Here is a 26,562-nt window from a genome sequence, read left to right on the forward strand (position 1 = left end):
CCGGGTCCGGTCGTCGACGGTTCAGCCGCGGGCCGCCCAGTCGCCGAGGGACCAGTCGCGTACCTCCGGCATGTCCTCCAGGTGCTCCACCACGTACGCCTCGTGCCGGGCGAGCTGCCGCTCGCACCAGCGGCTCAGCTCGGCCGCGCCCCGGGGCAGCCGCCGGGCGTTGTTGATCGCGTCCAGCACCAGGTGGTAGCGGGACGTCCGGTTCCGTACCGTCATGTCGAACGGCGTCGTGGTCGTACCCTGCTCCACGAATCCGCGTACCCGGAACCGGTCGGCGTCCGGCCGCCCGTGCACGAGCTGGTGGATGGCGCCGGGATAGCCGTGGAAGGCGAAGACCACGTCCACGGTGTCGGTGAACAGCTCGGTGAAGAGGGTGGGGCTCATTCCGTGCGGGTGGTCCCTGGGCCGGACCAGGGTCATCAGGTCGACGACGTTGACCACCCGGACCTTCATCCCGGGCAGGCGTTCCCGGAGGATCTGGGCGGCCGCGACGGTCTCCATGGTGACGACGTCACCGGCGCAGGCGAGCACGATGTCCGGGTCGCCGCCGCCGTCGTCGGTGCCGGCCCACTCCCAGATCCCCGCGCCCTGGGCGCAGTGCGTGATCGCCTCGGGCATCGAGAGCCACTGCAACTGTGGCTGCTTGTCGATGACGATCAGGTTGATGTACGACCGGGACCGGAGGCAGTGGTCGGCGACCGAGAGCAGGCAGTTGGCGTCCGGCGGCAGGTAGATCCGGGCGATGTCGCCGCGCTGGGTGAGGACCACCTGGATCAGGCCGGGGCCCTGGTGCGAGAAGCCGTTGTGGTCGTTGCGCCAGGCCGTCGAGGTGAGCAGGATGTTCAGGCTCGGCACCTTCGCCCGCCACGGCAGGTGCTTCGCCTCCTGGAGCCACTTTCCGTGCTGGACGGTCTGCGACGCGCTGACCATCGCGAACGCCTCGTAGGTGGCGAACATCCCGTGCCGGCCGGTCAGCGTGTACCCCTCCAACCAGCCGTGACAGTTGTGCTCGGAGAGCACCTCCATCACCCGGCCGTCGCGGCCGATCGCCACGTCGGCGTCGGTGACCCGTTCCATGAAGGCCCGGTCGGACGCCTCGAAGACGGCGCCGAGGCGGTTGCTGTTCGTCTCGTCCGGGCAGAACAGCCGGAACGTGTCGGGGTTGCGGCGGTAGACGTCCCGGAGGAGTTCACCGAGCCGGCGGGTCGACTCGGCGCGCAGCTTGGCCGGGGCCGGCACGTCGACCGCGTAGTCGCGGAAGTCCGGCAGGTCCAGATCGCGGGTGAGCCGGCCGCCGTTCGCGTGCGGCGAGGCGCTCATCCGCAGGTCTGCCCGGGGTGGGAGTTCCCGCACGGTCGCGGTGGGCGCGCCGGCCTTGTCGAAGAGCTCCTCCGGCCGGTACGACCGCAGCCAGCGTTCCAGCAGCGCCAGGTGTTCGGGGTTGTCCCGTACCCCGGACAGCGGCACCTGGTGGGACCGCCAACTGCCGGTGACCCTGACCCCGTCGACCTCCTCGGGGCCGGTCCAGCCCTTCGGCGAGCGCAGGACGATCAGCGGCCAGCGCGGCCGGCTACCGTCCCAGTCGCCGCCCCGGGCGGCCCGCTGGATGGCGCGGATCCGGCCCCACGCCTCGGCGAGGGTCGCCGCGAAGCGGTGGTGTGAACCGGGCAGGTCGGCGGCGTCGACCTCGATCACCTGGTAGCCGTGCCCCTCCAGGAGCGCCCGGACCTCGGCCGGATCCTTGCGGGCCAGCACCGTCGGACCGGCGATCTTCGCGTCGTTGAGGTGCAGGATCGGCAGGACGGCGCCGTCCCGGGCCGGGTTGACGAAGGAGACGCCCTTCCAGGAGCCCTCCAGCGGGCCGGTTTCCGCCTCGCCGTCGCCGACCACGGCGACCGCGAGCAGGTCGGGGTTGTCCATGACGGCGCCGTAGGCGTGCACGAGCACGTACCCGAGTTCGCCGCCCTCGTGGATCGAGCCCGGCGTCGTCACCGAGACGTGGCTCGGGATGCCGCCGGGGCTGGAGAACTGCCGGAAGAGCCGGAGCAGGCCGGCCTCGTCCTGCCCGACCTCCGGATAGATCTCGCTGTAGGTGCCCTCGAGGTAGCCGGCCGCGACCAGGGCCGGCCCGCCGTGCCCCGGCCCGGCGAGGTAGATCGCCGGCTGCCCGGTGAGCCTGATCAGCCTGGAGACGTGCGCGTAGATCAGCGACAGGCCGGGGCTGGTCCCCCAGTGCCCGAGCAGTCGGGGCTTGATGTGCTCCGCGCTGAGCGGCTCACGGAGCAGCGGGTTGCCGCGCAGGTAGATCTGCCCCACCGTCAGGTAGTTGTTGGCCCGCCACCACGCGTCGAGCCGGGCGAGGTCGGACTCGTCCGGCGCCGCGAGGGTGTGCAGGATCGCGGCGTCGTCCGCCGTCCCGGTCTGGTCCATGGTCTCGGTTGCCACGTTCAACCCTTCCGCAGGCGTACGTCGTCGGCCTCCGGCGGGCCGGCGCCGCGTTCCGTACCCGGATCCGCGCCGATGTCCCGGCCGCCTCCACCACGGTATGGCCGTCGGCTCCCCGGAGCGACCGGTCCGAGGTCCGCCCGGCCCGGGACCTTCGACCCGTTCACCCAATCGGATCGCGGTGTCTCCCGCGGGCGTTCGTCTTCGGCGTGGGGTCGGCCGGCCGATAATCGCCTCGCCGCCGCCCGGCACCGCCGCCTAGCATCGCCGGTCATGGACGACGTGGAGATCCCCGAGTGGTGCCGGGACGTACGCCGGGTGGCGGTGCTCACCGGGGCGGGCATCTCCACCGACTCCGGGGTGCCCGACTACCGGGGACCGGACGGGGTCTGGACCCGGGACCCGAAGCTCGCCGACGCGTTCACCCACGACCGCTTCATGGCCGACCCGCAGGTGCGGGCCCGGTTCTGGCGGAGCTATCTCGGGCACGCCGCGTGGCGGGCCGAGCCGAACGCCGCGCACCACGCGCTGGCCGGGTTGGACCGGGCCGGGATCGCGGTGCGGATCCTGACCCAGAACGTCGACGGTCTGCACCAGATGACCGGGATGGCCGCCCGGAAGGTGCTGGAGCTGCACGGCAGCATGCGCGCGGTGGTCTGCACCGGCTGCGGGGCGCGGTCCGAGGCGCGGGCCACCCTGGACCGGGTGGCGGCGGGCGAGCCGGATCCGGGGTGCCGGGAGTGCGGGGGCATCCTGCAACTCGCCGTCGTGCTGTTCGGGCAGTACCTCGACCCGGACACCCTGGACAACGCGAAGCGGATCGCGGCGGCGAGTCAGCTGATGCTCGCGGTCGGCAGTTCGCTGCTGGTCGAGCCGGCCGCCTCGCTCTGCCGGATCGCCGTGGGTGCCGGTGCCCGGCTGGTGATCGTCAACCGGGACCCGACCCCGTACGACGGCCTGGCCGACGAGGTGGTCAGGGAGCCGATCGGCAGCGCGCTGCCCCGGATCACCGCCGCGCTCACCGCCGCCGCCCGGGCTCCTCGCTGATCGGGTGCGTTCGGCCCGCCCGCCGAGCCGGACGCGCACCGACTGGAGGGCGCTGGCGACCGCGTACGGTATACGAACTACCGTTCGGCTCAGCCGATCGACCGTCCGCCGATCGGTGAGAGATCGATGATCAAGGAAGCCCGTACCGGGGAATAGGTTCCGGTCGAAGAGCGAAACCACCGCGGCTGGCGACGCGGGACGACCGATCCGTGGCACCCGCGCCGCGCCCCCGCCCTGCCGCAAGCGAGGTACGTCGTGTCGCTGATGACCGCACTCGACCACCAGCACACCGTCGCCGCACCCGGATACAGTCGCTGGCTGATACCTCCGGCGGCACTCTCGGTGCACCTGTGCATCGGTCAGGCGTACGCGACGAGCGTCTACAAGAACTCCCTGATCGCGCACTTCGACGCGAGCCAGACCGCAATCGGGGTCATCTTCAGCATCGCCATCGTGATGCTCGGCCTCTCGGCCGCGCTCGGCGGGACCTGGGTGGAGTCGAACGGTCCCCGCAAGGCGATGTTCGTCTCGGCCTCCTTCTGGGCCGCCGGCTTCCTGGTCGGTGCGCTCGGGATCGCGACCGGGCAACTCTGGCTGGTCTACCTGGGCTACGGCTTCCTCGGCGGCATCGGTCTCGGCATCGGCTACATCTCGCCGGTCTCCACGCTGATCAAGTGGTTCCCGGACCGCCCCGGACTGGCCACCGGCCTGGCGATCATGGGCTTCGGCGGCGGCGCGATGCTGGCCAGCCCGCTGAGCCGGCAACTACTCTCGCTCTACGACCCCGGCTACGACCCGGCCAACTCCGCCTCGGTCGCCTCGGGGGGCGCCCTGGTCGGCCTCTTCGTCACCCTCGGCCTCGGCTACTTCGCCATCATGATGTTCGGGGTCTTCAACGTCCGGGTCCCGGCGCCGGGCTGGCGCCCCGCCGGCTTCGATCCGGGTACGGTGGCCGCCAAGCCCCTGGTGACCACGGCGAACGTCTCGGCGTCGAACGCGATCCGCACCCGCTCGTTCTGGCTGCTCTGGATCGCGCTGTTCTGCAACGTCACCGCCGGGATCGGCATCCTGGAACAGGCCAGCCCGATGATCCAGGACTTCTTCCGGGACGGCGGCACCTCCAGCGTCACCATCGCGGCGGCCGGCGGCTTCGTCGGACTGCTGTCACTGTTCAACATGGCCGGCCGGTTCGCCTGGTCGTCCACCTCGGACGTGATCGGGCGCAAGCCGATCTACATGGTCTACCTCGGCGTCGGCATGGTGCTGTACGCCCTGCTCGCCCTGGTCGGCTCCACCGCGACCGCGCTCTTCGTCCTGCTGGCCTGCGTCATCCTCTCCTTCTACGGCGGCGGCTTCGCCACCGTGCCGGCCTACCTGCGGGACCTGTTCGGCACCTACCAGGTCGGCGCCATCCACGGCCGACTGCTGACCGCCTGGTCGGCGGCGGGTATCGCCGGTCCCCTGATCATCAACGGCTTCCTCGACGCGCAGGGCAAGCCCGGCACTCTCACCGCCTCCGCCTACCAGCCCGCACTGTTCACCATGGTCGGCGTACTGGCCATCGGGTTCGTGGCGAACCTGCTGATCCGGCCGGTACCGGACCGCTTCCACGAGCCGGCCCGGACGACGGACACACCGGTTCCGGCGCCGACGGACGGTGATCGGCCCGACACCACCCCCGCCACGACGGCCGCCGACGCGACCGGCACCGAGAGGAGCAGTACCCGATGACCGGGCAACCGAAGAACCAGTCCGGCCGACTCTGGATCTCGTGGCTGCTGGTCGCCGCACTCCTCGGGTACGGCGTCGTACAGACCGTCATCACCGCGGCGAAGCTCTTCACCGGTTGACCCCGGATTGCCCACCCCCCGGGGGCAGCCAACTCCACCGATCGTGAAACATAATCGGCACGGGACTCATCCCCCCGGCCCGTTTTCCCGTACCTGATGGGGGTCGGACCGCCGTCGAGCGACGCGCGGCGGTACGACTCCGCCCAAAGTGGCGCGATCGGGGCGGGGCACAATAGGCGGCCGTGCCCGTCGCGCGACGGGTGGGCAGGCGGGGCGCGGTGGTGGGCGCCGAGGCGGAAGATCGAGGAGCAGATGGCCCGGACGAGACAGATTCAGCGTGCCAGCGTCCCCATGAGCTTCACCAGCCGGGGAAGCACACCCAAGCCGCAGGGTGCGGTCGCCCTGCTCGTCGTCTCGGCCCTGGCAATGCTCTGGGCGGCGGCGATGCTGAGCCCGATCGGTGGGCTGATCAACGCCTACATGTTCGTCTACATGGCGTTCTTCGCCGGACCGGCCACCCTGGTGGCGCTGAGCCTGACCGTGATGATCGGGCTGGTGGCGACCGACCGGATCGTCCTGCTGATCCGGCACCGGGTGCTGCTCCAGTCGGCCCACCGGTCGCTCGGCATCATCGCGGTCTTCGCCCTGGTGCTGCACGTGCTGACCAAGATCGCGGCCGGTCACATCAGCCCCGACAAGGCGCTCCTGCCCTTCCTCAACGGTGCCAACGTCTACGTCGGGCTGGGCACCGTCGCCGGGGCGATGATGGTGGCGGTGCTCTGGACCGGCCTGGTCCGGGCCCGGTTCGCCGGGGTCGGCAAGCCGTGGCTGTGGCGGACGCTGCACAGCATCTCGTACGCCGCCTGGCCGATCGCGCTGGTGCACGGCCTCCAGGCCGGCCGGGCCGCGGCCACCTGGGTCACCCTCAGTTATCTGCTCTGCGTGGCTCTCGTACTGGCGCTGCTGGGTGTCCGACTCTCGGTGTCGCTGGGTCGCAAGCGGGCGGAACTGGGCCAGACCACCGGCGCGCTCTCCCCGGTCGGCCGAGCCGGCAAGCCGGGACGGGCCGGCAGGCCGGGCAAGCCGGGTCCGGTCGGCCGGACCAGCTCGATGGCGCCGGCCAAGCGCCGTACCGCCGACGAGATCCGGGCCAGCCGGGCCAACTCCCCCGGTCGGGAGGGCGGCCGGAGCCGGCGCAGCCGGTGGGAGGACGACACCCTCGCCGGCCGGCGCGGCGGTGGTCGGGGCAACCGCTGGGACGACTCGGAGGCCGTGAGCGGGCGGCGCGGCCAGCCGGCGAGCCGGGCCGGCCGCGACGAGCGGGACACCTACGGCGGCCGGCCGGACGACACCCAGGGCGGTGGCCGGCGTCGCCGGGAAAGCCTCTCCGACCTGCGCGGCGGCTCGGAGTCGGCGATCGACGCCTGGGCCCGGGCCGGCGAACTCGACAGCACGTACGCGCCCCGGAGCCGATCCGACCGGTTCGCCGTACCCGAGGTGCCGCCGCCGGGCAGCATGTCGGGCGGCAGGGACCAGGGCGACGCACTCAGCGACGCCGAGCTGCCCTGGGACAGCCCACGACGCTGGGCGGCCGGCGACGAGCCGGGCGACCCGTGGGAGCGGCCACGGGGCGGCGAGGACGACGCGATGTACCGCCCGCCGCGCGCCTGGGACGACACCTCGGCCGGTGACGAGCCCGGCGAGAGCCGGCGGTCCCGACGGGACACCGACGGGTCGGGGCGGCGCTCCTGGCGGGAGTCGGACGACGAGCCGACGCCGAGCGGTGCCACCCGGGCCGGCCGGCGACGGCGGGCCGCCGACGAGGAACCGGACGACCGCTCCGGACGGCACAGCCGGGCTCGCGGCGCCGACGAGGCCGAGGAGAGCACCGCGGAGTGGGGCCGGGCCGCCCGGTACGAGCCGAATCTCGTCGCCCGGGCGGACGACGACGATGACGACGACGAGAAGCCTGCCCTGATCGACCTTGCCACCCGCCGGTCCCGCAGGTCCGACGAGCCGTCCAGCCGGTCCTCCCGGCGCCGGGACGACCCGGACGAGGCGGCCGAGGAGGGCGCGTACTGGACCAGTCTGAAAGGTGAAGCGCGGTGAGTCTGACCGCCGTACCCCCGGTCGCCTGCTTCGGCGAACCCCGGCTCACCGCCGGCTTCGACGAGTTCGGCCGGCTCGACCTGACCGCGCACGAGATGGTGCACGGTGCTGTCAACCCGCTCTCCCCCAAGGGCCTGCTCCGACTGGTCGAGGGGATCGAACTGAAGGGCAAGGGGGGCGCCGGCTTCCCGTTCGCCCGCAAGTTCCGGGCGGTGCTGGAGTCGGCGGACCGGCAGGACCTGCCGACCGTGGTGGTGGTGAACGCGACCGAGGGCGAGCCGGGCGCCTGGAAGGACAAGGCGCTGCTCACCCGGGCGCCGCACCTGATCCTCGACGGGGCCGCGATCGCCGCCTACGCCCTGGACGCCGACGAGATCGTGATCGGCGTCGCCGACGACGGCATCGGTGAGGCGTCACTGACCGCCGCGCTGGCCGAGCGCCGGATGCCGGTACGCACCGGCATCGTCACCGTGCCGCACCGGTTCATCTCCGGCGAGGGTGGCGCGCTGGTGCGCGGGATCAACGGCGAGGCGCACATCCCGCCGGGGCGCAAGGTGCGGGCCAGCGACACCGGGGTGGGCGGGCTGCCGACGCTGCTCTCCAACGCCGAGACGTACGCCCAGCTCGCCCTGGCCGCCCGGCTCGGCCCGTACGAGTACGGCACGGTCGGCACCGCCGACGAGCCCGGCACCGTGCTGCTCACCGTGACCGGAGCCGCCGGACGGCCCGCGGTGGTGGAGTGCCCGACCGGCATCCCGCTGCGGGATGTGCTGGAACTCTGCGAGACGCCGGAGGGGCCGGGTGTGCTCACCGGCGGCTACCACGGCAAGTGGATCAGCGCCGAGGGCGCCGCGACCGCCGAGGTGTCCCGGGCCGGTTTCGCCAAGGTCGGCGGCGCGCTCGGCGCGGGCATCATCATGCCGCTGAGCGCCGAGGTGTGCCCGCTCGGCGAGGCCGCACAGGTCGTCACCTACCTGGCCGGCGAGTCCGCCGGGCAGTGCGGGCCGTGCCGGCTCGGCCTGCCGGACCTGGCCCGGTCGCTGGATCTGATCGTCGGTGGCAGCGCCGCCGCCGAGGTGGTCCGGGCGGCGGCCGGTGCGGTGAAGGGTCGTGGCGCGTGCAGCCATCCCGACGGCACCGCCCGGTTCGCCACCTCGGCGCTGGAGATCTTCACCGAGGACCTGGAGGTGCACGCCGCGCGGGGCACCTGCGGCAGGAAGGTGAAGGGCCTCCTCGGGCTGCCCAACGCGGCCGACGCCCCGACCTCGAAGCTGGTGGTGGACTGGTCGCGCTGTGACGGGCACGGGCTCTGCGCCAGCGTGGTGCCGGAGTTCATCCGGCTGGACTCGAACGGCTTCCCGTCGTTCCCGTCCACCCCGGTGCCGACCTGGCTGGAGGGGGGCGCCCGCAAGGCGGTACGGATGTGCCCGGCCCTTGCCCTGCGGATGACCCCGGTCGACCGCTGACCCCGGTCGACCGCGAGGATGGGTCGGTGGAAGACGATCTTCTCCTTGCCCGCCGGGCCGCGCTGGCCGGCGCCACCGTCGCCCTCCGGTACTTCGCCGACCTCGGCCGGCTCGACCGGGAGCGGAAGTCGGACGGCAGCGTCGTGACCGAGGCCGACCGGGCCGTCGAGGCCACCGTCCGGGAGGTACTGGCCGCAGCGCGGCCCGACGACGCGATCCTGGGCGAGGAGGTCGGGCAGACCGGGCAGGCCGCCCGGCGCTGGATCGTCGACCCGATCGACGGTACGGCGCAGTTCGTCGCCGGTGACGAGCGCTGGCAGGTGCTCGTCGCCCTGGAGGAGGCGGGCGAGATCGTCGTCGGGGTGGCCGTCCTGCCGGCACAGCGGACGATCTGGTGGGCCCGGCGCGGCTCCGGTGCGCACCAGGCGGAGATCACTGGAACCGGGATGACCGGGGAACGGCCCCTGCGCACCCGCGGATCCGACCCGGCCGATCCGCTGCCCGGCGGCCGGCTCGGGGTGGTACCGCCGGACGAGCAGGTCTACCCGGCCGAACGCGAGATGATCGCCCCGCTGGTGGCGGTCAGCACGCCGACCCCGTGGTGTACCCACCCGGCGCTCCTGGTCGCGCGCGGCGAGCTGGACCTCGCCGTGCAGACCCGGGGGCAGGTCTGGGACTTCGCCGCCACCTCTCTGATCGTCACCGAGGCCGGTGGCCGGTACACCGGATTCGACGGGCGGTCCCGACCGGCCGCCGGACCGGCGCTGTTCGCCCGGACACCGGCGCTGCACGAGGCCGCGCTGCGGCGGCTCGGCGGCGGGCGCGCCGAGTCGGCGACCGGCTCAGCCTGACCGGCGGGCCCGCCGAGTCGGCGACCGGTTCAGCCTGACCGGCGGGCGCGCGCGGCGAGGACGATCGGGGTGGGCCCGCCGCCCTCGGCGAACCGCTCGAAGCTCAGCCCGGCGTCCAGGAACATGTGCAGCAGTTCCGGCAGCGGGTGGTGCGTCGCGCCGACCTTGTCCCGGATCCCCTGGTCGGTCCAGGACTCCTTCGTCCAGACGCTGTCCCGGTAACCGGGGCGGATCACGATCGCGTCGCGGTCGGTGCGGTCGGCGAACCCGCCGCAGAAACACGGGTGGACGCCGACGTGCACGAAGGTCCCGCCGGGGGCAAGCACCCGGGCCGCCTCCCGGAGCACCGCCGGATATCCCGGCATGTCGGTGTGCACCATCACCGCGACGACCGCCGGCAGCGCACCGTCCCGGACCGGCAGCCGGGCGGCGTCGGCCCGGACCACCGGCAGGCGGTCGCGGGCGTACCGGAGCATGCCGGCCGAGATGTCGACGCCGACCGGTGTCCGACCGAGGGCGCGGATCGAGTCGGCGTACGCGCCGGTGCCGCAGCCGAGTTCCAGGCAGGGCCCGTCGCCGGGGCCGAGCAGCAGCCGCAGGGTCCGGCCGACCTCCAGTTCGTCGTCGGCGACGGTGTGCCGGGGCAGGAACTCCGCCTCGTACCAGTCGGCGATCTCGTCGTACGCCGCGCCACCACGCATCCGGTTCCTCCCCGGTCGGCCCCACCGATGCCGGTTCCATTTCCACACGGCGCGGCGCCGTAGGCCAGCCCTGTTCGCTCAGGGCGCAGGTCGACCTCGGCGGCACGGCGACCGGGTCACGGTGTCCCCGGCAGCAGCACGTCGAGGAAGGCGTTGCTGAACACCCGGTGCGGGTCGTGGGAGTTCAGCCTCGCCACCGCCGCGTCCCAGGTCGGGTCGGGCGCGTGCCGGTAGGAGTCCGGCACGGTCCGGGTCAGCATGGTCGGGTCGGACCAGGCGGCGGAGTCGGTGTAGCCCCAGCCCTTGGACCACTCGACCCGGCAGCCGGCGTACGAACCGGTGTAGTTGGTGAAGAAGAAGGTCTCCATCTCCCGGTAGAAGGCGTGCGCCCGGGGCGCGGTCGGGAAGGTGAGCACGTCGAACCAGACCACCGTGTCCCACTCCGGGTGGTCGGCGCGGGGCCGGGCCGCGGAGAGTGCCGGCGGCTCCGCCCCGGGTACGCCGACGTCGGCGGCCCGGTCGACCCCGGCGACCCGGATCTCCACCTGGCCGGTGACCGGGAACTCGCCCCGGGCCTGGTACGCGGCCAGCTGCCGCTGGTAGAACCGGGCGAACTCGTGCACCACCCGCTGGATCGCGCCCCGGGCGGTGTGCACCGCGTACCCGTTGGCGGTCTCCCGCAGGGTGGTCGGCTTGACGTAGAGCAGCAGGTTCTTCGACGGTCCCCACAGGTCGGTGGCGAGCGTGCCGGTCAGCCCGGCGGCGGCGGTGGTGTACTGCACCTGCCCGAAGGTCGGGGTCAGCGCCCACGCCCCGTTCAGCAGTTGCTCGGCCAGTTCCGAGACCGGCTCGGGGACGTTGTCGGAGAAGACGTAGTTGTACGGGGTGACCACCGGGCGGGAGGTCAGCGGTCGGGTCGGGCTGACGCTCCAGACCTTCAGCCAGGGGTTGTCGGTGAAGGCGAACCAGATCGCCTCGACCCGGCCGGCCGCCGCGACGTGGCTGGCCAGGGTACGGCCGCCGCTGCCCGGTGCGGCGAACAGCTCCGAGGCGGGGATGTCGACCCGGCTGACGCACCGGAGGTTCTGGTTGGCGCCGACCCGCAGCGTCACCTCGGTGACGAACGCCCGGCCGACGTGGGTGAGCAGGGCCGTGCACTCCGGATCCGCCCGGTCGAAGGTGCGCAGCACGTACCCGCCGGCCGTCACGTCCCACACGACGGCGGTGAGCGAGAGGATGAGGTTGCTCAGCGATCCGTAGGTGTGCCCGGGGGGCCGGGTCTCGCCGTCGGCCGGCACGCTGGTGCCGTGGCCGTTGATCGCGAGTACCCCGCCGACGCTGAGGTCGCCGGGGGCGGGGGTGTTGGTGACGCCGAGCCCGTGCTCTTCGAGGAAGGCGAGGAGGTCGTCCATCGAGGCGCCGGCCTGGACGCGTACCGCCCCGGTGGGCGCGGTGGAGAGCACCGTCATCGCGGTCAGGTGCCGGGTGGTGTCCACCAGGATCGTCCGCTCGGCGGTACCGTCGGCCGGGAGGGTCAGCGGTGCCCAGGTGTGCCGGTAGCCACGCGCCCGGACGAGATAGCCGTGCCGGTACGCCCAGTTGGTCACCGTCACCACGTCGGCCGCGGTCCGGGGCGCGCAGGTCCAGACGCCGTCCGCCTGGATCTCACCGGCCCAGTTGCGGTACGCCTCCCGCTGCACGGGTACGTCGGCCGGGAAGTCCGGCGGTGCCGGCCGCTGCCCCGGCGTCCACAGTGAACCGAATGCCGTCACGGCGGACGCCTCGAGGAAGCCCCGTCGGGTGAGAGCCATCTCGTTCCCCTCTGCTCGGACGTGGTCGACGCCGGCCGCGAAGTGATCGTTGCCGGCGCGAAATGATCGCGCCTTACCCCCGGCACCGGTCGGCGGAACTCGACCGGGCGGGGAATCGGGGCCGCTGATCAAAGCGACAACGCCGGCACACCGCTGTCAACACCGGCACATCACCGTCAACCCGGCAGCCGGTACCCCCGGCGGGCGGCGGTGCGCCGACGTCCCCCGGCGGCGACCCGGCCGCGGCGACCCGGGCCGGGTGACCGGCCGGCGGGGCCGTCGTTCACTAGACTCTGCCGGGTGCGCGACATCGCGGTCTTCAGCGGCAGTGCCCATCCCGAGCTGGCCACCGAGATCTGCCACCACCTCGGGGTCCCCCTGCTCCCGACCCGGATCTCCCGGTTCGCCAACGACTGCCTCGAGGTGCAGTTGCAGGCGAACTGCCGGGAGCGGGACGTCTTCCTGATCCAGCCGCTGGTGCCGCCGGTGCAGGAGCACCTGGTGGAGCTGTTGCTGATGCTGGACGCGGCCCGGGGCGCCTCGGCCGGCCGGATCACCGTGGTGATGCCGCACTACGCGTACGCCCGCAGCGACAAGAAGGACGCCCCGCGGATCTCGATCGGCGGGCGGCTGGTCGCCGACCTGCTCAGTACGGCCGGTGCCAGCCGGATCCTGGCGATCACCCTGCACTCGCCGCAGGTGCACGGCTTCTTCAGCATCCCGGTCGACCACCTGCACGCGCTGCGCGAGCTGGCGACGCACTTCCGGGGTTACGACCTGACCGACACGGTGGTGGTCTCGCCGGACCTAGGCAACGCCAAGCAGGCGGCGGCGTTCGCCCGGATGCTGAAGGTGCCGGTGGCGGCCGGGGCCAAGCAGCGGTTCTCCGACGACAAGGTGGTGATCAGCGCGGTGATCGGCGACGTGGTCGACCGGGACGTCATCGTGCTCGACGACGAGATCGCCAAGGGCAGTACGGTGTTCGAGCTGCTCGACCGGTTGCGCGAGCAGAAGGTGCGCAGCGTACGGGTGGCCTGCACGCACGGGCTCTTCGCCTCGGCGGCGCTGCGCCGGCTCTCCGCCGAGCCGGAGATCGCCGAGATCGTCTGCACCAACACGGTGCCGATCCCGGCGGCGGACCACACCGACAAGCTGACGGTGCTCTCGGTCGCCCCGGCGCTGGCCGAGGCGATGCGCCGGATCCACAACGGGGAGTCGGTCAGCGCCCTCTTCGGCTGACCGGGCAGGGTATGTTGCCCCGGTGACAGAGCAGGTCGTGCAGATCTACACCGACGGTGCGTGCAGTGGCAATCCCGGTCCGGGCGGCTGGGGCGCCGTGCTGCGGTACGGCACGGTGGAGAAGGAACTCCACGGCGGGGAGGCGGCGGCCACCACCAACAACCGGATGGAGCTGATGGCGGCGATCCGGGCGCTGGAGAGCCTGACCCGCCCGGTGACCGTGCAGATCTACGTCGACAGCACCTACGTCCGGGACGGCATCACCAAGTGGCTGCCGAACTGGAAGCGCAACGGCTGGCAGACCGCCGCGAAGCAACCCGTCAAGAACGCAGACCTGTGGCAGCGGCTGGAGACTGCCGCCGCCCGCCACCAGGTGCGGTGGCACTGGGTGAAGGGGCACGCCGGGCATCCGGAGAACGAGCGGGCGGACCAGCTCGCCGTCCGGGGCATGCGGGAGGCGACCGCCGGCCGGGGCCGGCACTCGGCCGTACCGGCCTGACCCGGACACCTCAGAAATCTCGGTCAACCGTAGGTTGACGACTCGGCATCGTCAACCTACGGTTGACGAATGGAGCGACTACCGGTACGCCTCGACGACCTGATCGAGTACGTCCGCCGCCAGCACCCCAGCGGGGACGCCCTGGAGCGGCTCACCGACGCGGTACTGGTCGGCGAGTACCTCGGCGACCTCGCCGACCACCTGATCGGGCACTTCGTCGACCAGGCCCGCCGCGCCGGCGCCTCGTGGACCGAGATCGGCCAGAGCATGGGTGTGACCAAGCAGGCCGTGCAGAAGCGCTTCGTGACCCGCCGCTCCGAACCGGACGAGCCGGTCCCGGCCAGCGTCCTCGCCCGGTTCACCGACCGGGCCCGACACGTCGTGACGGAGGCGCAGGCGGAGGCCCGCAGCGCCGGCAGCCCCGAGGTCGGCACCGAACACCTGCTGCTCGGCATCCTGCACGAGCCGGACGGCCTGGCCGGCCGGGCGATCAGTGCGCTCGGCGTCTCCGCCGAGGCGGTCCGGACAGCCGTCCGCGCCACCGCACCCGTGTCCACCGAGCCGACCGAGCCGGCGGACAACCCGCAGCACCTGCCCTTCTCCCCCGACGCCAAACGGGTCCGGGACCGCGTCTTCGCCGAGGCGCTTCGGCTCGGCCACAACTACGTCGGCACCGAACACATCCTGCTCGGCCTGCTCGCCAGCGACACCGAGCCGGGCGCCCGGATCCTGGCCGACCTCGGCATCACCCGGGACCGGGCCGAGGAGTGGATCGTCGACACCCTCGGAGGACTGTCCCGGTCGGCCAGTTCCGGCAGGTGAAGGCGGCGAGACCGGGCGCCGGAACGCTCTGGCGAAGCCGCGACTTCCCGCTCTTCTGGGCCGGACAGGCGCTCTCCGCGCTGGGTGACTCGTTCTCGCTGCTCGCCGTACCGCTGCTGGTGTTGCACGTGACCGGCTCGGTGGCCCGGATGGGGCTGCTGACCGGACTGGTCGGTGCGGCGTCGGTGGGCGCCGGCGTCTTCGCCGGCTACCTGGTCGACCGGGTCGACCGGCGGCTCCTGTTGCTCGGCTGCGACCTGTTCCGGGCCGCCGGATACGCCAGCATCCCGGTGATCTGGCTCTTCGCGCCGCAGCTCTGGCTGCTCTACCTGGTGGCGCCGGCCTGCGCCGCCGCCGGGATGGTCTTCCAGGTCGGCTACGTCGCCGCCGTGCCGGCGCTGGTCGGCCCGGCCCGGATCACCCGGGCGAACGGCCAGCTCTACGCGACGTACGCGGCGGCCGGGATCGTCGGACCGGTGCTGGCCGGGCTGCTCTCCTCGGCCGTCGGGCCGACCGCCGCGCTCGCCGTCGACGCCGGCACCTTCGCGCTCTCCGCGCTCGGCCTCTGCTTCGTCCGGCTGCGCACCCCGGCGACGTACCGGGCCGGCGACGGCACCGGGCCGGAGGCACCGGCCGGCACCGCGCCGGCCCCCCGGGGCGGCCGTTCCGGCTGGTCCGGGCTGCTGGTCGGGGTCCGGTTCCTCTGGCGGCATCCGGTACTGCGGACGTTGACCGTCCTGCTGTCGTTCCTGACCTTCCTCACCATCGGGCTGACCGACGTCTTCATCTACCACGTCAAGCACGACCTCGGGCGCTCCGACGGGACCGTCGGGCAGGTCCTCGCCGCCGCGGCCGGGGGCACGATCGTGGCCGCGCTGCTGGTCGCGCCGGTCCGCCGCGCACTCGGCTTCGGCGCCTGCTGGATCGGGGCGTACGCGGTCAGCGGCCTCGCCGTCGCCGGTGCCGGACTGACCCGGGACGTACCGGCACTGGCCCTGCTGGTGGCCGCCTACACGTTCGGGACCAGCCTCGCCGGGATCTGTTCGATGTCGCTGCGCCAGCAGGTCACCCCCGAGCACCTGCTCGGCCGGGTGACGTCGGCGTTCTGGACCCTGCACTCCGGGCTCGGCCCGCTCGGCGCGGCGGTGCTGACCGGCGCGGTGGCCCGGTACGGCACCGGCCCGGTCTGCCTCGCCGCCGGGTTGACCTGCCTCGGCATCGCCGCCGTCGCCGCGCTGACCCCGATCAGGGCGGCGCGTCCGGAACTCGGGCCGGTGCCGACGGCTGATCCCGCCCCGGGCTGAGCATTCCGCCCCGGGCTGAGCATCCCGCCCCGGGCAGGTGCCGGCACCCCGGCCGGCCCTGCCCGGACCGCGACGTCGGACTCAGGGGCTGGTGCAGGTGAGATCGCTCGGCGGGGTGTTGGTGCCGGTCCACGAGCCCTGGAAGCCGAATGTGGCCGAGCCGTTGGCGCCGAGCGTGCCGTTCCAGCCCACGTTCCGGACCGCGACCGACGATCCGCTCGCGGTCAGGGTGCCGTTCCACAGCTGGCTGATCGTCTGCCCGTTGGCGAAGGTCCAGCGCACGGTCCAGCCGTTCAGCGTGCTGGTGCCGTTGTTGCGGACCGTCACCTCGCCCTGGAAGCCGCCCTGCCACTGGTTGACCTGCCGGTAGGTCGCGGTGCAGGCCCCACTGCCCGGCGGCGGGGTGCTGGTCGGCGGCACGGTCGGCGGCAGGCTCGGGGTCGGCGAGGAGGTGGGCGGCCGGGTGGTCGCGGTGGGCGTCGGGGTGGTGCCGACCGGCAGGAAGCGCAGGATCCGGTCGTCGGTGGCGGCCGGCGAGCCGCGGCCGTCCCGGTTGCTGGTGGACACCCAGAGCGAGCCGTCGGGGGCACGTTCGACGGTACGCAGCCGGCCGTACTGGCCGGTGAGCCGGGCGATCGGGCTGCCGCTGACCCCGCCGCTGCCGTTCAGCGGTACCTGCCAGAGCCGGGTGCCGCGCAGCGCGGCGACGAAGAGCATGTTGCCGTCGATGGTGGCGCCGCTCGGCGACGCCTCGGCGGTGCTCCAGGTGACGATCGGGTTCCGGAACCGGGGGTCGTTGCCCTGCCCCTCCACCGTCGGCCAGCCGTAGTTGCCGCCGGGCACGATGTAGTTGACCTCGTCCCAGGTGTTCTGCCCGAACTCGCTGGCGTAGAGCCGGCCCTGGGCGTCCCAGGCGAGCCCCTGCACGTTGCGGTGGCCGAGGCTGTAGACCAGCGAGCCGGCGGTCGGGTTGTCCGGCGGGGCGCTGCCGTCGGGGCGCATTCGCAGGATCTTGCCGTTGCGGCTGGACGGGTTCTGCGAGTTGGCGGTCTGGCCCGCGTCGCCGACTCCGGCGTAGAGCATGCCGTCCGGTCCGAAGGCGATCCGGCCGCCGTCGTGGAAGTTGGCCCGGGCCAGGCCGGTGAGGATCGGCGTCTGGGTCTGCGGCGCGTCGAGCCGGAACCGGACGATCCGGTTGTCGCTGGCCGAGGTGAAGTAGGCGTACACGTAGCGGTCACTGGCGTAGGTCGGCGAGACGGCCAGGCCGAGCAGTCCGGCCTCGCCGCCGGGCGAGACGCCGGAGATGGTGGCGACCTGCTGCGGGCTCTGCCCGGGGCGGATCTGGACGACCCGGGCGGTGTCCCGCTCGGCGACCAGGGCGCTGCCGTCGGGCAGGAAGGCCATGCCCCAGGGCGTCTGGAGGTTGGTGGCGACGGTCTCCGGGCGGCTGAAGTCGAAGTCACCGGCGGCCAGCACCCCCACCCCGTCGGCCGGTGCCGAGGTCGTGTCGGCGACGGCGAACCCGGCGCCGCCGAGTACGACGGCGAGCGCCGCACCCGTGACGAGAAGCCGACTACTCCTCATGCCACACCTCCAGAGCACCACTCTTCCGTGGGCACGGCCGCCCGACGAGACAGAGACAGGGACAGGGACAGAGACACGCGTCAATGTATCACCGGCGCCGGGCACGGTCTAGATCAGCTCCGCCGAGGGCGGACGAGCCGGTCCCCGCCCGGCCGGCCCGCCCGCGTCCTCGGCGGGGTTCCCCCGCCCGCCACTCATCCGGGTGTGAGCACGCTCCGACCCGAGGTGTCGCGGCGCCGACGGGCGGCACCCGGCCGCCGGTCACGCCGCGAGCTGCACACCTGTCGACCCGCACCCGGGCAACCGGAGATGATCCTCACGTTCGCCGACCCCGCCCCGGCCGGTGGGCTACCGTTTCGGTGGTCCCCGGGTCGTCGCACGAGTCCTCGTCCCCTTCGCGCCGCCGTCGCGGACCTGCGCCGCCCGGGCCGGCCGGGCGTCTCCGCGCCGGGCCCGAGCCGAAGCATCCGCAAACTTTCGGTGCCGGCCCGATAATTCGCCGTGATGCGGCGCACGCTACGACGTGGTGAACAAACGGTCAAGGCTTGCGCCCTTCGGAAACTTGCGAGCTACTTTCGGCCTAAGTACCCTCTCGACGCGGGCCGGACTTTCCGGAAACATGTCGGAAGTACGTGTGCGCCCGCGTCCACACCCCACATCGACGTGCGGCGGCTCCGGAAGAGGCCAGCAACAAGCGACAGGAGGCTGCTCGTGAGCAGCAACCGCAATGCCGCCGACACCAGTCGGACAACCACCGAAGTCGAGCGGCTTGAGGTGACGGGGGTGCACGATGGGCATCCGCACGACGGACAGCTCACCGCTACCGCGACCGTCCCGGCGGACGACGCAGCGCCCAACGACAGCCCCGCTCCCGACGCCCTGCCCGACTGGCAGGACTCGCGGCTGCCCGTGGCGCGGCGGGTCGAGGACCTGCTCGCCCGGCTCACGCTGGAGGAGAAGACAGCCCAGCTGTACGGCGTCTGGGTCGGTGGCGACTCCACCGGCGAGGACCTGGCGCCGCACCAGCACGAGATGGCCAGCGAGGCACCGGACTGGCGCGGCCTGATCAGCGCCGGCCTCGGCCAGGTCACCCGGGCGTTCGGCACCGCGCCCGTCGACCCGGCCCTCGGCGCCCGGGCACTCGCCCGGATGCAGGAGGAGATCGTCGCCGCCAACCGGTTCGGCATCCCGGCCATCGCGCACGAGGAGTGCCTGACCGGCATCATGACCTGGAAGGCGACCGTCTACCCGACCCCGCTGGCCTGGGGCGCGACCTTCAACCCGGAACTGGTCGAGCGGATGGCCGGGCAGATCGGCTCGGCGATGCGGGCGCTCGGCGTACACCAGGGGCTGGCCCCGGTGCTCGACGTGATCCGGGACCTGCGCTGGGGGCGCTGCGAGGAGTCGATCGGCGAGGACCCCTACCTGGTCGCCACCATCGCCACCGCGTACGTCCGGGGCCTGGAGTCCACCGGCGTGGTCGCCACCCTCAAGCACCTCGTCGGATACTCGGCCTCCCGGGCGGGCCGCAACCACGGACCGGTCAGTGTCGGACCCCGGGAGCTGGCCGACGTGCTCCTCCCGCCCTTCGAGATGGCTCTGCGGGACGGCGGGGCCAGGTCGGTGATGCACGCCTACAACGAGATCGACGGCATTCCGCCGGCGGCCGACCCGGAGCTGCTCACCCGGCTGCTCCGCGACGAGTGGGACTTCACCGGCACGGTCGTCTCCGACTACTTCGGCATCAGCTTTTTGCAACGGCTGCACAACGTCGCGGGCGACCTGAGCGAGGCCGCGGCGCTGGCGCTGACGGCCGGGGTGGACGTCGAGCTGCCCTCCGCGCACTGCTACGGCGACGCGTTGATCGACGCGGTCCGGGCCGGCATCGTGCCGGAGTCCCTGGTCGACAGGGCGGTGACCCGGATCCTTCAGCAGAAGTGCGAACTCGGGCTCCTCGACCCCGACTGGTCGCCGCTGCCGCCGGCACTGGCCGCGACCGCCGAGCGGAGCAACGGCGACACACCCGGCCTCGTCGAGGGCACCGTCGACCTCGACCCGCCGGCCAACCGGACGCTGGCCCGGACGATCGCCGAGGAGTCGGTGGTGCTGCTGGCGAACTCCGGGGCACTGCCGCTCCGGCCGGAGAGCCGGATCGCCATGGTCGGGCCACTGGCCGACGACGTCGCCGGCATGCTCGGCTGCTACACCTTCCCCAGCCACGTCGGCAGCCAGCACCCGGAGCTGCCGGAGGGGGTCGAGATCCCGACCCTGCTGGCCGCGCTCCGGGCCGAGCTGCCCGAGACCCCGATCAAGTACGCACCCGGCAGCACCGTCGACGGCACCGCCGACCTCGACGCCGACGCGATCAGCGCCGCCGCTGCGGTCGCCGTCGAGGCCGACGTCTGCATCGCCGTACTCGGTGACCGGGCCGGACTCTTCGGCCGGGGCACCTCCGGCGAGGGCTGCGACAGCGACGACCTGCGGCTGCCCGGTGCCCAGCCGGAACTGCTAGCGGCACTGCTGGACACCGGAACCCCGGTGGTGCTGGTGCTGCTCGCCGGCCGCCCCTACGCGCTCGGCGACTCGATCGACCGGCTCGCCGCGGTGGTGCAGGGGTTCTTCCCCGGCGAGGAGGGCGGGCCGGCGGTGGCCCGGGTGCTCAGCGGCGCGGTCAACCCCACCGGCCGGCTGCCGGTGAGCGTCCCGCGCACCCCGGGCGGCCAGCCCAACAGCTACCTCAACCCGAAACTGGGTCAGAAGACCGAGGTCAGCAGCGTCGACCCCACCCCGCTCTTCCCGTTCGGCCACGGCCTGTCGTACACGTCGTTCAGTTGGCCCGAGGTACGGGTGGAGGGTGCGGCACCGGTCGCGGACCGACCGGTGGAGGTGCCCACCGACGGTGCCGTCACGGTCTCGGTCTCGGTCCGCAACGACGGCGACCGGCCCGGCGCCGAGCTGGTGCAGCTCTACCTGCACGACCCGGTCGCCCAGGTCAACCGCCCGGTGGTCCGGCTGATCGGCTACGCCCGGGTGCCGCTGGAACCGGGCCAGACCCGGCAGGTGGATTTCCGCGTGCACGCGGACCTTTCCTCGTTCACCGGCCGGCGCGGCCACCGGGTGGTCGAGCCCGGCGACCTGGAGCTGCGGCTCTCCGCCTCCAGCGACGACCACCGACACACCGTCCCGGTCAAGCTGACCGGTCCCGAGCGGCGGGTGGACCACCGCCGGCAGCTCGTCGCCGAGGTGACGCTGCACTGACAGCCGCCCGGCGCCCCGATGGTCGGCGGTTGGGGCGCCGGGCCCACTCCTGCTGCCAACCCCGGCGGCCGGCGGGTCGTCGCCCGACCGGTGGGCGGGTGGCCGAGCCGGCATACTGACCGGGGATGATCCTCGTCGGCACCTCCGGGTGGCAGTACCGCGACTGGCGGGACCGGTTCTATCCGACCGGTCTGCCCCAACGACGCTGGCTGGAGCACTACGCCGAACGGTTCGGCACGGTCGAGGTGAACAACGCCTTCTACCGGCTCCCCGAACGGGACGTCTTCGCCGCCTGGCGGACCCGTACCCCGGACGACTTCTGTGTCGCGGTGAAGATGAGCCGCTACCTGACGCACATCAAGCGGCTGCGGGAACCGGCCGAACCCGTCGCCCGGTTCCTCGGCCGGGCCACCGCACTCGGCGACCGGCTCGGTCCGGTACTGCTGCAACTGCCGCCGAACCTGCCGGCCGACACCGGCGTGCTGGCCGAGGTGCTCTCGCTCTTCCCACCCGGCGTACGCGTCACCGTGGAGCCGAGGCATCCGTCCTGGTGGACCGGGCAGACCCGGCAGGTACTGGAGCGGCACGGCGCCGCGCTCTGCTGGGCCGACCGGGGTGGCCGACCGGTGACGCCGCTGTGGCGTACCGCCGACTTCGGCTACCTGCGACTGCACGAGGGTCGGGCCGAGCCCCGGCCCCGGTACGGCCGGACCGCGCTCGGCTCCTGGCTGGACCGGATCGGCGCGGCCTTCCCCGGCGACGAACCGGTCTTCGTCTACTTCAACAACGATCCCGGCGGGGCCGCGATCGTCGACGCCGCCGCGCTGGCCGCGATCGCCCGGCGCCGGGGCGTCCCGGTTAGCCGGACACCCTGAGCGTTCCGGACCGACCAACGACCCCGCCGGCCTCCGAAGCGCCGCCCAGCCGTCGACCGGGGTGCCCGGCTCCGCACCGCTACCGCCGGGCTACGGCATGATCGTGGTGAGGTCCTTCGGCATGCTCGACTTGACGTCGTCCCACTCCCCGTCGGTGACGTGCCGGCGCAGCGCGTTCAGCACCGTGTTCACCACGGTCGCCGGGCCGCCCTCGACGTCGAACGGGAAGCCGGCCCGGACCTCGTAGAGGAACTCCTCCCGATTCAGCTTGATCGGGACGACGCTCGGATCCCATCCGTCGAAGTAGACCCCGCGCACCAGCAACGGCAACTGGGCGGCGAAATGCGCGCTCTCCTGCACCGGCAACCGGTCCCGGAGCAGGTGCAGTACGGTCCGCAGCGCCGCGTACGACTGGTTGCGGCGTTCCTTCGGCCACCCGTACGCCTGCTCGATGTCCTTGAGGATGAGGTTGGTCTTGTCTATCGACGTCTCGAAGGCCGAGTACGAATTGTTCGTCACGACTGATCCCCCGTCCCGTCTCGGCTACTGCCCACCCTTGCCATGCTCGCCCTGGCACGGGTGAACGCCGCTCACCCGCACCGGGTGATTCCGCCGGGTCAGGCCGAGAGGAGATCGCGGAGCTTCTCGGCGTTCGTCTGCGCGTAGTCCCGATAGCAGTTGTTGAACAACACGTGCGTCTCGGCGGTGTCGTCGGCGAGTTCGCGCAGCTTCGGCGCCCAGTCCGCCAGCTCCCGGTCCGAGTAGTGGTAGCCGAACTTGTCGTAGATGTTCTTGCTGGTCCACTTGTCGCTGTGCCCGTGGAACCGGACCACCGCCAGGTCGGCGGTGGCGGCCAGCACCGGCGGCACCGACGAGCGGTGGCCCTGCGGCATGTCGACCGAGACGTACGCCAGCTCGTGCTTGCGGAGGAACTCCAGGGTCTCCTCCCGGTTGCCGTCGGCGAACCAGGAGGCGTGCCGGAACTCGAAGACCGGCCGCAGCGGGCCGCAGCGCCGCCGCACCTCCAGCAGGTACTGCTTGTTGTCCCGGCGGATGGTGAACCACGGCGGGAACTGGAACAGCAGCGCACCGAGTTTGCCCGCCTCGGCCAGCGGCTCCAGCGCGGAGAGGAACCGCGTCCACACCTCCTCGTACGCCTGCGCCGGCAGGTCGCCCGGGTAGATGTTCTTCTTCTCGGTCTCCGGCCGCAGGTCCTTGTAGAGCGCGGAGACCCGGGTCGGATGCCCGGTGAGCAGACTGAACGCCTTCACGTTGAAGGTGAACCCGGCCGGGGTACGCCCCACCCACAGCTCGGCGGTCCGCTCGGCCGGCGGCGAATAGTAGGTGGCGTCGACCTCGACCAGCGGAAACCGCTCGGCGTAGTAGCCGAGCCGCCGTTCCGGGGTGTCCGCGCCCGCCGGATACCAGCCCGATTCCAGCAGGGTCTTGTCGGTCCACGAGGCCGTGCCGACCTTGATCTCACCCATGACTCCAGTTCACCCGCCCCGAACGGGACGGGCAAGCCGAGCGCGGTCCACCTCCGTCGTCGGTCGCGTCCGGTCAGGCCGCCCGGCGTTCCCGGGACTGCTTGCAGGTGACGCAGGTGGTCGCGGAGGGGAAGATTTCCAGCCGCTCCACCGGGATCGAGTCGCCGCACCCCTCGCACCAGCCGTACGTCCCCTCGGCCAGCCGGCTGAGCGCGTGCTCGAACTGGGCCCGACGGTCGAGGATGGTCCGCAGCAGCGACTGCGCGGTGTCCCGCTCGGCCGTCTTGGTGCCGCTGTCGGCCTGGTCGTCCCCGGCCGTGTCACCGACCTCCACCAGGCGCAGTACCTGGCTCTGTGCCAACGTCTCGTCGTACTCGGCGGTCAGCTCGTCGAAGCGGGCCTGCAGGGCACGGCGGATCTGGTCGCTGTCGGCCGCCGAGCGGCGCGTACCGATTGCCTCGTTGACGAGCATGCGCTGCCTGCCTTTCCGTCGAAGGAACGGATCTGCGGTCCTGGACGTTATTGTCCGGGTCGCTCCGTCATGAGCAGCGCGATTACCCCACCGCCGTCGCCGGCAAACCGCCGATTTCCCGACCCGCCACCGGTCCCGAGCCGTCAGCGGACGCTGTCCGCCTCGACCAGTGCGGGGTGCCGGGGATCGTCCAGCCGGACCACCACGTCGGCGAAGGTCGACGGTCCGACCTCGTCGGCGTACCGGGCGAAGGCGGGCAGGGTCCACCGCTGCGCCGGGGGCGTACGCCGGGCCAGCGCACCGGGCGAGAGCACGAGGTGCACCACCAGGTCGAACGGCAGGCCGCCGCCGAGCAGCAGCGCCCCACTCACCAGGACGACACCGCCGGGCGGCAGGGTGACGTAGTCGGCCCGGGTGGCCCGGTCGGTCTCGGCGTTCCACAGCGACGGCAGGATCCGCCCCGAACCGGCCGGGCCCGCGGGATCGAGTACCTCCCGACGCAGGCCCGCCTCGTCGAGCCAGCCGAGGTAGTACGCGTCGGGGTTGGTGCGGCCCTGCTCGTAGCGGAGCGACGCGGGTCGGAGGAAGTCCGCCGTGTCGATCCGGACGGCCGGGCGGCCCCGGACCCGCAGCGGGTCGACCAGCGCGTCGGCGAGCCGGCCCGGCTCGGCGGCCGGCGGCCCGTCGACCGCCACCCGCAGCCAGCCGCCGGCACGCTCGCCGGCCAGCCGGTCGGCCAACTCCTGCACCAGCAGCTCGGGGTTGATCGGACGGATCCTCATCCGACCATCCTGCCCCTCGGGCCGGCCGGCCGGTCAGGCGTCCCGGCGGCGCAGCACGAGGTAGCCGCCGAGTAGCGAGGCGGCGGTCCAGAGCGCCAGGAGGGCGACCCCGGTCCACGGGCCGTAGTCCCGGGCCCATCGGGCCTCGTCCTGCGCTCCGGCGAGGTGCAGGATCACCCAGGTGGTCTGGTCCGGCAGGTACTGGGTGACGGTACGCAGTCCGGGAACGTTGCCGAGGCCCTGCGAGCCGAGGAAGAAGAGCGGCAGCAGCACCGCCAGTGCACGTACCGGGCTGCGCAGCATCGTTGCCACCCCGAGTGAGAAGAGGCAGAGCAGTACGAGGTGCAGGCAACCGCCGATCACGGCGGCCCCCGCGCCCGGCGCACCGAGCCCGACGCCGTACCGGCCGAGCCCGGCCTGGGCGGCGAAGAAGCCGACCAGCACGGTCGGTACCGCCACCGCGCCGGCGAACAGGGCGGTGCCGAGTATCTTGCCGGCGTAGCAGCGTCCCCGGCGCGGCACCGCGACCAGGGTGGCCCGGATCGTCCCGGAGCTGTACTCGGTCGCCATCACCAGCACCCCGAAGACCACCAGGGCGAGCTGGCCGAGCGTCAGGCCGTAGAAGGCCGGGAAGAGCGGATCGAAGCCGAGCTGCCGTTCCGGCGGCTGCGCGCCGAAGCTGAGCCCGGCCAGCAGGCTGATGCCGACGCCGACGACGAAGGTCGGCAACAGGGTCCAGACCGTCGACCGGACGGTCCGGATCTTCGTCAGCTCGGCCCGCAGCACCGCACCGAGCCCGGTCGGGTCGACCCGGCCCCGCGCCAACCCACCGGCCGTCGCGCTCGCCTCCGGCACCGCACTCACCGCTGACCCCCGTCCACCCGCTGACCGCCCTGCACCCGCTGACCGCCCTGCACCCGTTTACTGCTCTGCACCCGAGGACCCTCCGCCCTGACGTCGGCCCGGTACCGCACCGCCGTCGCGGTGAGCCGCATGAACGCCTCCTCCAGGGACGCCCGCTGCACGCCGACCTCGTGCACCGTGAGCCGGTTGGCCGCGACCAGCTCTCCGATCCGGGCGGCCTCGCTGTCGTACGCCAGCAGCGTCCCGTCCGGCTCCGTCTCGACCCGGATGCCGGCGGCCGCCAGTACCCCGCGCAGCCGCTCCGGCTCCGGCGCACGGATCCGTACCGTCGTGCCGGAGTTCGCCTCGACGAACTCCCGCATCCCGGTGTCGGCGAGCAGCCGGCCCTGCCCGATCACCACCAGGTGGTCCGCGGTCAGCGCCATCTCGCTCATCAGGTGGCTGGAGACGAAGACGGTCCGCCCCTGCCCGGCGAGCCCTCGCATCAGCTCCCTAATCCACCGGATGCCCTCCGGGTCGAGCCCGTTGACCGGCTCGTCGAAGAGCAGCACCGGCGGGTCGCCGAGCAGTGCGGCGGCGATCCCGAGCCGCTGCACCATGCCGAGCGAGAAGCCGCCGACCCGCCGCTTCGCCACGCTCTCCAGCCCCACCAGCGCCAACACCTCGGCGACCCGGGCGCGCCGGATGCGGTTGCTCTGCGCCAGCCAGAGCAGATGGTGGTACGCGCTGCGTCCCGGGTGCGCCGAGCGGGCCTCCAGCAGCGCGCCGACCGAGCGCAGCGGCGCGACCTGCTCCGGATAGCTCCGGCCGTCGATGAGCACCCGACCTCCGCTCGGCCGGTCGAGGCCGAGCATCATCCGCATCGTCGTCGACTTGCCCGCACCGTTCGGGCCGAGGAAGCCGGTCACCTGTCCGGCCCGGACCGTGAAGGAGATCCCGTCGACCGCCACCGTCCGCCCGTAGCGCTTGCTCAGATTGCACACCTCGATCACGCCCGCCACGGTAGGCAGCGCCGCCCGTCGGGACAGTCCTCGAAAGTCGTCCACCCCGGTCACCAATGTCGACAGGACCCGGGGCGACACCGTCGGGGGCGACGGCCGGTGGCGTGCCGCCGGTGCCGCTCGGTGCCGGTCGGTGACCGGCGGAC

The 26,562-nt window shown here is 72.8% G+C and carries 22 protein-coding genes; 12 read left to right on the top strand and 10 right to left on the bottom strand.

The genetic code is table 11. The annotated features are described in order from the left end of the window. Positions 1–21 precede the first annotated feature (21 nt). Positions 22–2,439 (bottom strand): phosphoketolase family protein, encoded by a 2,418-nt coding sequence (locus V1634_RS12725; RefSeq protein ID WP_331208389.1) that lies wholly within the window; start codon positions 2,437–2,439, stop codon positions 22–24. Positions 2,440–2,727: 288 nt separating this feature from the next. Here V1634_RS12725 and V1634_RS12730 point away from each other — a divergent pair, with 288 nt between their 5' ends. From V1634_RS12730 to V1634_RS12755, 6 genes are all read left to right on the top strand, one after another. Next, positions 2,728–3,501: an SIR2 family NAD-dependent protein deacylase gene (locus V1634_RS12730; RefSeq protein ID WP_331207977.1), complete on the top strand. Its 774-nt coding sequence runs from the start codon at positions 2,728–2,730 to the stop codon at positions 3,499–3,501. Positions 3,502–3,762: 261 nt separating this feature from the next. Next, a complete protein-coding gene (locus V1634_RS12735) occupies positions 3,763–5,232 on the top strand; it encodes an OFA family MFS transporter (RefSeq protein WP_331208390.1) in 1,470 nt (489 codons plus the stop codon). After that, entirely contained in the window at positions 5,229–5,351 is a 123-nt protein-coding gene (locus tag V1634_RS12740) for an MFS transporter small subunit (RefSeq protein ID WP_255416204.1), read from the top strand. The genes V1634_RS12735 and V1634_RS12740 overlap by 4 nt, the downstream gene beginning before the upstream one ends. Before the next feature lie 291 nt (positions 5,352–5,642). Then, positions 5,643–7,400 carry a chromosomal replication initiator protein DnaA gene (locus V1634_RS12745; RefSeq protein WP_331207978.1) on the top strand — a complete coding sequence of 586 codons (1,758 nt, stop codon included), beginning with the start codon at positions 5,643–5,645 and terminating at the stop codon, positions 7,398–7,400. After that, positions 7,397–8,866, top strand: coding sequence for an NADH-ubiquinone oxidoreductase-F iron-sulfur binding region domain-containing protein (locus V1634_RS12750; protein ID WP_331207979.1), 1,470 nt, complete (start codon positions 7,397–7,399; stop codon positions 8,864–8,866). The genes V1634_RS12745 and V1634_RS12750 overlap by 4 nt, the downstream gene beginning before the upstream one ends. A 26-nt stretch (positions 8,867–8,892) precedes the next feature. After that, complete coding sequence (locus V1634_RS12755) at positions 8,893–9,717, top strand: inositol monophosphatase family protein (protein ID WP_331207980.1); 825 nt, start codon at positions 8,893–8,895, stop codon at positions 9,715–9,717. Positions 9,718–9,746: 29 nt separating this feature from the next. Here V1634_RS12755 and V1634_RS12760 read toward each other — a convergent pair whose 3' ends face one another. Both V1634_RS12760 and V1634_RS12765 read right to left on the bottom strand, forming a co-directional pair. Further along, positions 9,747–10,418, bottom strand: coding sequence for a class I SAM-dependent methyltransferase (locus V1634_RS12760; protein ID WP_331207981.1), 672 nt, complete (start codon positions 10,416–10,418; stop codon positions 9,747–9,749). Positions 10,419–10,534: 116 nt separating this feature from the next. Further along, positions 10,535–12,229 (bottom strand): cholesterol oxidase substrate-binding domain-containing protein, encoded by a 1,695-nt coding sequence (locus V1634_RS12765; RefSeq protein WP_331207982.1) that lies wholly within the window; start codon positions 12,227–12,229, stop codon positions 10,535–10,537. A gap of 300 nt (positions 12,230–12,529) precedes the next feature. On the opposite strand from V1634_RS12765, the gene V1634_RS12770 reads away from it, so the two are divergent. From V1634_RS12770 to V1634_RS12785, 4 genes are all read left to right on the top strand, one after another. Next, positions 12,530–13,468, top strand: coding sequence for a ribose-phosphate diphosphokinase (locus V1634_RS12770; RefSeq protein WP_331207983.1), 939 nt, complete (start codon positions 12,530–12,532; stop codon positions 13,466–13,468). A 22-nt stretch (positions 13,469–13,490) separates the two neighbouring features. After that, on the top strand, positions 13,491–13,967 hold the full coding sequence (gene rnhA, locus V1634_RS12775; protein WP_331207984.1) for a ribonuclease HI: 477 nt from the start codon (positions 13,491–13,493) through the stop codon (positions 13,965–13,967). Between the two features lie 69 nt (positions 13,968–14,036). Beyond that, the gene (locus V1634_RS12780) at positions 14,037–14,789 is read left to right on the top strand and encodes a Clp protease N-terminal domain-containing protein (RefSeq protein ID WP_331207985.1); all 753 of its coding nucleotides are present in this window, start codon (positions 14,037–14,039) and stop codon (positions 14,787–14,789) included. Further along, on the top strand, positions 14,786–16,093 hold the full coding sequence (locus tag V1634_RS12785) for an MFS transporter (RefSeq protein WP_331207986.1): 1,308 nt from the start codon (positions 14,786–14,788) through the stop codon (positions 16,091–16,093). Before V1634_RS12780 ends, V1634_RS12785 begins: the two co-directional genes overlap by 4 nt. A gap of 81 nt (positions 16,094–16,174) precedes the next feature. On the opposite strand, the gene V1634_RS12790 is transcribed toward V1634_RS12785, so the two are convergent. Next, a complete protein-coding gene (locus tag V1634_RS12790) occupies positions 16,175–17,677 on the bottom strand; it encodes a PQQ-dependent sugar dehydrogenase (protein ID WP_331207987.1) in 1,503 nt (500 codons plus the stop codon). A gap of 783 nt (positions 17,678–18,460) precedes the next feature. Between V1634_RS12790 and V1634_RS12795 the strand changes: the two genes are divergently transcribed. Then, positions 18,461–20,935, top strand: a complete 2,475-nt coding sequence (locus V1634_RS12795; protein WP_331207988.1) for a beta-xylosidase/alpha-l-arabinosidase — start codon at positions 18,461–18,463, stop codon at positions 20,933–20,935. 125 nt (positions 20,936–21,060) lie between these two features. After that, a complete protein-coding gene (locus tag V1634_RS12800) occupies positions 21,061–21,810 on the top strand; it encodes a DUF72 domain-containing protein (RefSeq protein WP_331207989.1) in 750 nt (249 codons plus the stop codon). Positions 21,811–21,900: 90 nt separating this feature from the next. On the opposite strand, the gene V1634_RS12805 is transcribed toward V1634_RS12800, so the two are convergent. The 6 genes from V1634_RS12805 to V1634_RS12830 all read right to left on the bottom strand — a co-directional run bounded on the left by V1634_RS12805 (position 21,901) and on the right by V1634_RS12830 (position 26,407). Continuing rightward, the gene (locus V1634_RS12805) at positions 21,901–22,329 is read right to left on the bottom strand and encodes a DUF2267 domain-containing protein (protein ID WP_331207990.1); all 429 of its coding nucleotides are present in this window, start codon (positions 22,327–22,329) and stop codon (positions 21,901–21,903) included. Positions 22,330–22,427: 98 nt separating this feature from the next. Beyond that, positions 22,428–23,297, bottom strand: a complete 870-nt coding sequence (locus tag V1634_RS12810; RefSeq protein ID WP_331207991.1) for a DUF72 domain-containing protein — start codon at positions 23,295–23,297, stop codon at positions 22,428–22,430. Between the two features lie 73 nt (positions 23,298–23,370). After that, positions 23,371–23,769: a TraR/DksA family transcriptional regulator gene (locus V1634_RS12815; RefSeq protein WP_331207992.1), complete on the bottom strand. Its 399-nt coding sequence runs from the start codon at positions 23,767–23,769 to the stop codon at positions 23,371–23,373. A 143-nt stretch (positions 23,770–23,912) separates the two neighbouring features. Then, positions 23,913–24,551, bottom strand: coding sequence for a nucleoside/nucleotide kinase family protein (locus V1634_RS12820; RefSeq protein WP_331207993.1), 639 nt, complete (start codon positions 24,549–24,551; stop codon positions 23,913–23,915). A 33-nt stretch (positions 24,552–24,584) separates the two neighbouring features. Further along, positions 24,585–25,415: an ABC transporter permease subunit gene (locus tag V1634_RS12825; RefSeq protein ID WP_331207994.1), complete on the bottom strand. Its 831-nt coding sequence runs from the start codon at positions 25,413–25,415 to the stop codon at positions 24,585–24,587. Next, positions 25,412–26,407 (bottom strand): ABC transporter ATP-binding protein, encoded by a 996-nt coding sequence (locus V1634_RS12830; protein ID WP_331207995.1) that lies wholly within the window; start codon positions 26,405–26,407, stop codon positions 25,412–25,414. Before V1634_RS12830 ends, V1634_RS12825 begins: the two co-directional genes overlap by 4 nt. Positions 26,408–26,562: the final 155 nt, after the last annotated feature.

It is taken from the genome of Plantactinospora veratri (assembly GCF_036421995.1).
GTDB lineage: Bacteria > Actinomycetota > Actinomycetes > Mycobacteriales > Micromonosporaceae > Plantactinospora > Plantactinospora veratri.